This is a genomic window from Bradyrhizobium sp. (genome assembly GCF_049798375.1).
Classification (GTDB): domain Bacteria; phylum Pseudomonadota; class Alphaproteobacteria; order Rhizobiales; family Xanthobacteraceae; genus Bradyrhizobium.
On the sequence record NZ_JBARGP010000612.1, the window covers coordinates 1 to 8,132 of the forward strand.

The 8,132-nt window shown below is 64.3% G+C and carries 9 protein-coding genes and 1 pseudogene; 7 read left to right on the forward strand and 3 right to left on the reverse strand.

Annotation, left to right across the window (positions count from 1 at the left end; genetic code table 11):
* The 7 genes and pseudogenes from WA702_RS24395 to WA702_RS24425 form a co-directional block, all read left to right on the forward strand.
* Positions 1–177, forward strand: a pseudogene (locus WA702_RS24395) (molybdate ABC transporter permease subunit); the annotation flags it as partial.
* Positions 178–199: 22 nt separating this feature from the next.
* Positions 200–1,084, forward strand: a complete 885-nt coding sequence (cysW, locus tag WA702_RS24400) for a sulfate ABC transporter permease subunit CysW (protein ID WP_425113120.1) — start codon at positions 200–202, stop codon at positions 1,082–1,084.
* Positions 1,074–2,111, forward strand: coding sequence for a sulfate/molybdate ABC transporter ATP-binding protein (locus tag WA702_RS24405; RefSeq protein ID WP_425113113.1), 1,038 nt, complete (start codon positions 1,074–1,076; stop codon positions 2,109–2,111). Before cysW ends, WA702_RS24405 begins: the two co-directional genes overlap by 11 nt.
* A 338-nt stretch (positions 2,112–2,449) precedes the next feature.
* Complete coding sequence (locus tag WA702_RS24410) at positions 2,450–2,959, forward strand: CAP domain-containing protein (protein ID WP_425113114.1); 510 nt, start codon at positions 2,450–2,452, stop codon at positions 2,957–2,959.
* 134 nt (positions 2,960–3,093) lie between these two features.
* Positions 3,094–4,272, forward strand: coding sequence for a DUF3734 domain-containing protein (locus WA702_RS24415; protein WP_425113115.1), 1,179 nt, complete (start codon positions 3,094–3,096; stop codon positions 4,270–4,272).
* A gap of 8 nt (positions 4,273–4,280) precedes the next feature.
* The gene (locus WA702_RS24420; RefSeq protein ID WP_425113116.1) at positions 4,281–5,069 is read left to right on the forward strand and encodes a 3-hydroxybutyrate dehydrogenase; all 789 of its coding nucleotides are present in this window, start codon (positions 4,281–4,283) and stop codon (positions 5,067–5,069) included.
* Positions 5,070–5,241: 172 nt separating this feature from the next.
* A complete protein-coding gene (locus tag WA702_RS24425; RefSeq protein WP_425113117.1) occupies positions 5,242–5,508 on the forward strand; it encodes a SemiSWEET transporter in 267 nt (88 codons plus the stop codon).
* Positions 5,509–5,529: 21 nt separating this feature from the next.
* On the opposite strand, the gene WA702_RS24430 is transcribed toward WA702_RS24425, so the two are convergent.
* The 3 genes from WA702_RS24430 to WA702_RS24440 all read right to left on the reverse strand — a co-directional run bounded on the left by WA702_RS24430 (position 5,530) and on the right by WA702_RS24440 (position 7,819).
* A complete protein-coding gene (locus WA702_RS24430) occupies positions 5,530–5,676 on the reverse strand; it encodes a hypothetical protein (RefSeq protein ID WP_425113118.1) in 147 nt (48 codons plus the stop codon).
* Positions 5,677–5,687: 11 nt separating this feature from the next.
* Complete coding sequence (locus WA702_RS24435) at positions 5,688–6,341, reverse strand: L,D-transpeptidase (RefSeq protein WP_425113119.1); 654 nt, start codon at positions 6,339–6,341, stop codon at positions 5,688–5,690.
* Positions 6,342–6,448: 107 nt separating this feature from the next.
* On the reverse strand, positions 6,449–7,819 hold the full coding sequence (locus WA702_RS24440) for a lipopolysaccharide biosynthesis protein (RefSeq protein WP_425113121.1): 1,371 nt from the start codon (positions 7,817–7,819) through the stop codon (positions 6,449–6,451).
* Positions 7,820–8,132 lie beyond the last annotated feature (313 nt).

Below are 8,132 nucleotides of genomic sequence, written 5' to 3' on the forward strand. Positions count from 1 at the left end.
GGCAATCTGCCGAACATCTCCGAGATCGCGCCGCTGCTGATCGTCATCAGGCTGTCGGAATATCGCTACGCGGATGCCACTGCGATCGCGGTGGTGATGTTGGTTGCGTCCTTTGTCATCATCTTCACGGTGAACCGGCTGCAGCGCTGGGCGCAGCGCCGGATGCCCTCGAATTGAGGATTTCGACGTGAGCATCGAGATGACAGTGCCACGCGTACATCCGAGTTCTCCGGCGGAGATCGCGCGCGCCAGTCACGATCCGCGCACCGAGCCGCGGGCGGTTCGCATCGTCCTCATCACCTCAGCGATCGGCTTCCTGTCGATCTTCGTCGTGTTGCCGCTGGTCATCGTGTTCGCGCAGGCCTTCGCGAAGGGCATCAGTGCCTATCTCGCCGCGCTTGCCGACCCGGAGGCGCTGGCCGCGATCCGCCTGACTTTGCTGGTCGCCGCAACTTCGGTCGGGCTCAACCTGGTGTTCGGCCTGGTCGCAGCCTGGGCGATCGCGAAATTCGACTTCGCCGGCAAGACGCTTCTGATCACGCTGATCGACCTGCCGTTCTCGGTCTCGCCGGTGATCTCGGGTCTCGTCTTCGTGCTGCTGTTCGGCGCCCAGGGCTTCTTCGGTGCCTCTCTGCAGGCACACAATTTGCAGGTCCTGTTCGCATTTCCCGGCATCGCGCTGGCCACCACCTTCGTCACCTTTCCCTTCGTGGCGCGTGCCCTGATCCCGCTGATGCAGGAGCAGGGCACGCAGGAGGAGGAGGCCGCGATCTCGCTCGGTGCCTCCGGCCTGCAGACCTTCTTCCGGGTGACCTTGCCGAACATCAAATGGGGCGTGCTCTACGGCGTCCTGCTCTGCAACGCGCGCGCGATGGGTGAGTTCGGCGCGGTGTCGGTGGTCTCGGGTCATGTGCGCGGCGAGACCAACACGATGCCGCTTTTGGTCGAGATCCTCTACAACGAGTATCAGTTCGTCGCTGCGTTCGCGATCGCCTCGTTGCTGGCGATGCTGGCGTTGATCACATTGATCGCGAAGACCGTGCTCGAACGGCATCTGGACGAGGGGGCGCCCCGTGGCCATTGAAGTCAAAAATCTCGGCAAGAGCTTCGGCGCCTTCAAGGCGCTCGACGGCGTCGACCTCAAGGTCGCCGACGGCGAGCTGCTGGCGCTGCTCGGACCGTCCGGCTCGGGCAAGACCACGCTGCTGCGAATCATCGCCGGGCTGGAATGGCCCGATAGCGGCGAGCTGCATTTCGACGGCGAGAACGCGCTGTCGCGCGGCGCGCGCGAGCGCCATGTCGGCTTCGTGTTCCAGCACTACGCGCTATTTCGCCACATGACGGTATTCGAGAATGTCGCCTTCGGCCTGCGCGTGCAGCCACGCAAGGTGCGCAAGAGCGAGGCCGAGATCCGCAAGCGGGTGAAGGAGCTGCTCGACCTGGTGCAACTCGACTGGCTCGCCGACCGCTATCCGAACCAGCTCTCCGGCGGCCAGCGCCAGCGCATTGCGCTGGCGCGTGCGCTCGCGATCGAGCCGCGCATCCTGCTGCTCGACGAGCCGTTCGGCGCGCTCGATGCCAAGGTGCGCAAGGAGCTGCGGCAATGGCTGCGTTCGCTGCACAACGAGATCCATGTCACCTCGATCTTCGTCACCCATGACCAGGAGGAGGCGCTCGAGGTCGCCCATCGGGTGGTGGTGATGGACAAGGGCCGCATCGAGCAGGTCGGCTCGCCCGGCGACGTCTATGACAGTCCGGCCAGCGCCTTCGTGCACGGCTTCATCGGCGAATCCATCACGCTGCCGGTGGAGGTGAAGGACAGCGCCGTGCATCTCAATGGTCGGCCGCTCGATCTCGCGAGCGATGGCATCGCGGCCGGCGCCTCGACTTTGTTCGTGCGCCGGCATGACATGCTGATTGGCCCGGCGGGCTTTGGCCCGCTGCAGGGCGCGGTGACCCATGTGCGCAGCTTCGGCCCGGTGCAGCGCGCCGAGATCGCCCTCATGGAGAGTGCGACCCGGATCGAGATCGATGCCCCCCGCGACCGCGATCTCAGGGTCGGCGACGCCATCGGCCTGCGCCCGCGGCGGTACCGGATCTTTGCGGGGTAGGATGCTCGTGCTCCGCTCGGGAGCGGGGCAAGCGACCGGCAGGATAGTCGGCGTGAACTGCCGCCGAGCAGGTGGTGCGCTCCCTCTCCCTGTTCTTTACGGGGAGAGGCGGGGTGAGGGGCAGATGCACGGCGGGTGGGCATCGTTGGACCTGTACCCCCTCACCCGGATGTCATCTTCGATGCCATCCGACCTCTCCTCGCAAGCGGGGCGAGGTTAAGAAGGCATTCCCCGTGGGAATGCTGGAGATTACCGCCCTCGGAACTTACCCCGCGTTCACCATTCAGCCACGGTTGGTATGCAACAACCCGCCGGTCTGTCACAGGGATGATTCAGCGATGCGCGCGGCTGCGGCCCTTTTCGTCATAATGTTGCTGGCTGGATGCGCCGCGGAGGCGCCGGTGGTCGAGGCCCCGTCGATGTATGCCGATATGGCCATGGCGGGTGCCAGGCTCGACGCGGCGGCAGCGGCGACGATGATCTCGCTATACCGCCAGAACAACGGTCTCGGCGCCGTCGAGGTCGATCCCGACCTGATGCGGCTTGCGGAAGCGCAGTCGCGGGCGATGGCCGACAAGAACAAGCTCGATCACGACGTCCGCGCGCCGCTGGCCATGCGCCTCACCGGGGCCGGCTATCGGGCCAATATTGCGGCCGAGAACGTCTCGGCTGGCTATCATACGCTGGCGGAAGCCTTTTCCGGCTGGCGCGACTCGCCGCCGCACAAGGCCAACATGCTGAAAAGCGGTGTCACAAAATTAGGCATCGCGGCGAGCTATGCTCCGAACACCAAGTACAAGGTGTTCTGGACCATGATCCTGGCGGCGCCCGAGAAGCAGCCGTCATAATCCGAGATCGGCGCTTCTGACAGGCCTGTGGTCTATTCCGTCGATTGCGCTGACCACCCCAACCTTGGGTATGGTTGACGTCACTGCGAAGTGACGCCACGGTTGGTGATGCATTTGATAATTGATCGATCGACATGACGGATCATTCTCTTCCGCCGCAGCCCTCCACACCGGCTGAAGCGCAGCGCGTGCTGGTGCTGCAGGGCGGTGGTGCGCTCGGCTCCTATCAGGCCGGCGCCTATCAGGCGCTATGCCATTTCCATTTCGACCCGGAATGGGTCGCAGGCATCTCGATCGGCGCGGTCAACGCCGCGATCATTGCCGGCAACGAGCCCGACAAGCGGGTGGCGCGTCTGAAGGAATTCTGGGAGCTGGTGTCGGCACCGGTGCCCTGGAAGCCGCTGCTCAATGGCGACCACGGCCGCAGCGCGTTCAACGAGGCCAGTGCCGCGTTGATCGCGACCTTCGGCGTGCCCGGCTTCTTCACCCCGCGAATTCCGCCGGCGCCGTTGTGGCCGCCGGGCAGCCTGGAGGCACAGAGCTACTACGACACCGCGCCGCTGAAACGCACCCTGGAGCGGTTGGTCGATTTCGATCGCATCAACGACCTGAAGTGCCGGCTCAGCGTTGGCGCGGTCAGCGTCACCACGGGCAATTTCAAGTATTTCGACAATGTCGAATTTGCCCGTCAGGGCAAGCGCATCGGCCCCGAGCACATCATGGCCTCCGGCGCGCTGCCGCCCGGCTTTCCGCCCGTCGTCATCGATGGCGAGCATTATTGGGATGGCGGCATCGCCTCCAACACGCCGCTCGACTATGTGCTCGATGCGGAGACCAGCCGCGATCTCTTGATCTTCCAGGTCGATCTGTTCAGCGCACGTGGGCTGCTGCCGGGGACGCTGCTCGAGGCGGCAGAACGCGAAAAGGACATCCGCTATTCCAGCCGCACCCGGATGAACACCGACAAGAACCGGCAGATTCACAATACCCGCCGCGCCGTGCTCGACCTGATCAGCAAGCTGCCGGATCATTTGAAGGACGATCCCTCGGTCAAGCTGCTGCGCGAAGCCGCGAAGGAGAACACCGTCACGGTGGTGCACCTGATCTACAAGAGCAAGAACTACGAGTCGTCCTCGAAGGACTATGATTTCTCCCATGTGGCGATGGTCGAGCATTGGAGTTCGGGTGTGCGCGACGTGCATCTGTCGATGCGCCACAAGGACTGGCTGGACCGGCCGCAATCGGGAGAGACCATGGTGACCTACGATCTGATCGGGGACGGCACGCAAACCCTCCACGACAAGCAGGAGTGAATATCAATATGGCTAATCTGTCAGGCAAGACCGCCGTCGTCACCGGTTCGACCTCCGGCATCGGGCTCGCTTACGCGCGCGCCTTCGCCAGTGCGGGCGCCAATATCGTGCTGAACGGCATGGGCGCGCCTGCCGACATCGAGAAGGAGCGCGCGGCGATCGAGAGCGACTTCAAGGTCAAGGCGGTGCATTCGCCGGCCGACATGACCAAGCCGGCCGAAATCGCCGAGATGATCGCGCTCGGCGACAAGACATTCGGCTCGGTCGACATCCTGGTCAACAATGCCGGCATCCAGTTCGTCTCGCCAGTCGACGAGTTTCCGCCGGAGAAGTGGGAAGCGATCATCGCCATCAACCTCTCTTCGGCGTTCTATGCCATCCGGGCCGCGGTGCCCTTGATGAAGAAGCGCGGCTGGGGCCGCATCATCAACACGGCGTCGGCGCATTCGCTGGTCGCCTCGCCCTTCAAGTCGGCCTATGTTTCGGCCAAACACGGCATCGCCGGCCTGAGCAAGACCGTGGCGCTCGAAGTCGCGACCCACAAGATCACCTGCAACTGCATCTCGCCGGGCTATGTCTGGACGCCGCTGGTCGAGAAGCAGATTCCCGACACCATGAAGGCGCGCAACCTGACCAAGGAGCAGGTCATCAACGACGTCCTGCTCGACGCGCAACCGACCAAGGAGTTCGTCACGGTGGAGCAGGTGGCCGCGCTGGCGCTGTTTCTGTGCAGCGACGATGCTTCGCAGATCACCGGCGCCAATCTGTCGATCGACGGCGGCTGGACCGCGGAGTAGGAAGGCAGTCTTTCGACGTCATTGCGAGCGCAGCGAAGCAATCCAGCGCCAAGAAGGAAGTCTGGATTGCTTCGTCGCTTGCGCTCCTCGCAATGACGAAAGCTGGCATGTCCCGTCCCGCGACGGGTTTCGCCTTCGCAACCCGTTCTACAAGCGTTGCAACAGCAAACGCATGCGGGATTCGATCTTGCTGACCACCATGATCGGCCTTGGGGCCGCGATCTGCACAACGAGTTCGTTCCTGCCGCAGGTTGTCAAGGCCTGGCGCTCGCGCTCGACCCACGACATCTCGGCCGGGATGTTTGTGCTACAGACACCAGGCAATTCGATGTGGCTGCTTTACGGCGCGCTGATCGGCGACCTGCTGCTGGTGGTCGCCAACGCCATCACGGTGGCGCTGGCGGCGGCAATCCTGGTGCTGAAACTGCGTTGTGGGTGAAGCGAACTCACGAGCAGGCGATCATTTCTGCGCGAATCGCCCAAAGGCGGCTTCGACATCCGCCTCGCTCGCGACCTCACCGCGATCGACAGCCGCAACAGCGCTGTCGATGATTTCAAGCTCCTCGGCGGATGCGACGTAATCGCCGCTGGGGAGCGGATCGCCCATGTATTCCTCGCTCACGTCCGGCGGTTGCCGAACAGGCCTCCGCTGGCGATGCTCTGGCCGGGCGGCAGCACCACGACGGGCGCGCCCATCTTGACGCGATCGAACAGGTCGATGGCGTCGGCATTGGTCATGCGGATGCAGCCGGACGAGACCGACTGGCCGATATATTCCGGCTGGTTGGTGCCGTGGATCCGGTACAGGGTATCGGTATTGCCCTGGAACAGATAGAGCGCGCGGGCACCAAGCGGGTTGGCCGCGCCGCCGGCAACGCGCTTCGGAAACGGTCCGAGCCGCTCCTGCTCGCCCTGGGTCGGCACCCAGTCCGGCCATTCCGCCTTTTTGCCGACGGTCGCGGTACCCGAGAAGGCCATGGCCTCCTCACCGACGGCGACGCCGTAGCGCAGCGCCTTGTGATCCGGCATGACGTAGTAGAGATAGTGGGCATCGCTATCGACCAGGATCGTGCCCGGCGGGTCCGGACGATCATAGTCGACCACATGACGGCGATATTGCTCCGGAACCTGGATCTCCGCGTAAGGCGGATTTGCCAGTTGCTGGCGGTCGCGCGGGGTCATGCTGGCGTCGGTCGACGGCGACAGCGTGGTCTGCATGCAGCCCGCAAGCAGCAACGACCCCAGTGTAATGACGAGGCCTGCTTTCAACATCCCCCGATCCCCCATAAATCCATCGGGCCATTTGCTGGCCTGATCGCGCCAAAAGCAAGGCACTTATCTCAACGCTTCCGTGATCGGGAACTCATGTCCCCGTCGGGTCAATTGATCTGACCGAATGCGAGTACGTGCAGGCCAAGCCGGCGTTTGACGATCCAGAACAGCAGCGCGGTCTCGAACGTGAGCGACAGCGTGGTGGCGGCCGCGGCGCCATAGCCGCCGAAGCGCGGCACCAGCACGACGCAGAGCACGACGTTCATGACGAAGGCCGAGGCGTAGGCCAGCGCGCAGATATGCTGATGGCCGAGCATGTTGAGCAGCCGCTCGACCGGGCCGATCGCGGCGCGCACCACGAGACCGATCGCGGCAATGAACATGATGTCATAGCCGCCGACGAATTGCGGCCCGAACAGCCACAGCAGCGGCTTGCCCAAGGCGAGCAGCACCAGGGTCGCGGCCAGCGACGGCCAGAACGTCCAGCGGATGGCGTGCGCGACATAGGCCGATAGCCGGTCCTTGTCGCCGAGCGCGTGGTATTCGGCGAACCGATGCGCTGTGGTCGCGGACATCGCGTAATGGATGAAGGAGACCAGCGCCAGCGTCTTTACCACGGCAAAGTAGATGCCGACCTCGTCCGAGGGGCGGAACTGCTGCAGCACCAGCACGTCGGTGTAGGAGAGCAGCAGATAGAAGCCTTCGACCAGCAGGATCGGCAACGACACGCTGAGCCAGCCCTTGACGTCGTAGTCCTTCGGCCCGCGTCCGACATGCGCGCCGAGCCGGCGGTTGAGCACCAGCATCTGCCCACACATCGCGATCCACACGGCGGCCGCGCTTGCGATCATCGCAGCCGTGGCGCCGAGGTGAAAGCCGAGCACGAACGCGCCCGCGGTGATGCCGATGATCAGCGCCTGGCGGATGATGAATTGCGGCATCAGCCCCAGTGTCATCCAGTCGTGCGAGCGGGCGATGCCGTCTTGCGTATTGGCGACCACGAAGGCCGGCAATGTGGCGCAGCCGATATAGAGAGGGATGATTTCGCCCGGCTCCATGAAGGGCGACAGCAGCCGGACCAGGCCGGCGAGCAGCAGCGCTGCGGCGGTCGAGGCCGCGAAGGTCAGCCAGCGTCCGCCGGAGAGGAAGCCGCGCAGCAGCGCCTGCTCGCCGCTTGTGCGATAATCCGGGATGATCTTCTGCGCCGAGGAGGCGAGGCCGAAATCCAGCATGCTGCCGAGCAGCAGCACCCAGGTCCAGACATAGACGTAGATGCCGTAGTCGGAGCCGCCCATCCAGCGCGCCAGCAGGATCTGGGAGAGATAGGCGAGACCGGCGCTGAGCACGCGGATGACGAAGATGATGCCGGCGAGCCTGCGGGTCAGCAACGCCTCGTTGGCACCGCCCGTCAGCCGCGCCCTGAGCCGTGCGACCAGACCGGCAGGAGAGGGCGACGTTTCGGCATCCATCACGGCCACGGGCAAGTCCATGCGCATGCCGCGCAGATGGCGGCGACAGGCTGGTCTATCAACCCATCGTTAAGATTCGGTTGGGCGTGCGTATTGCTTCTGGAGCGAACGGAAACCGGCAAGACCGGTGCACCCTCTCCCCTTGTGGGAGAGGGTGCCGGAGCGCGTGGGCGATGCGAAGCATCGTCCAGAGCGAGGCGGGTGAGGGGTTCTCTCCGCGCACACGACTCGCCGAGAGAACCCCCTCACCCGGCTCAATCTCGCTTCGCGATCTTGAGCCACCCTCTCCCACAAGGGGAGAGGGTGCAGCGGAGTTTACGGC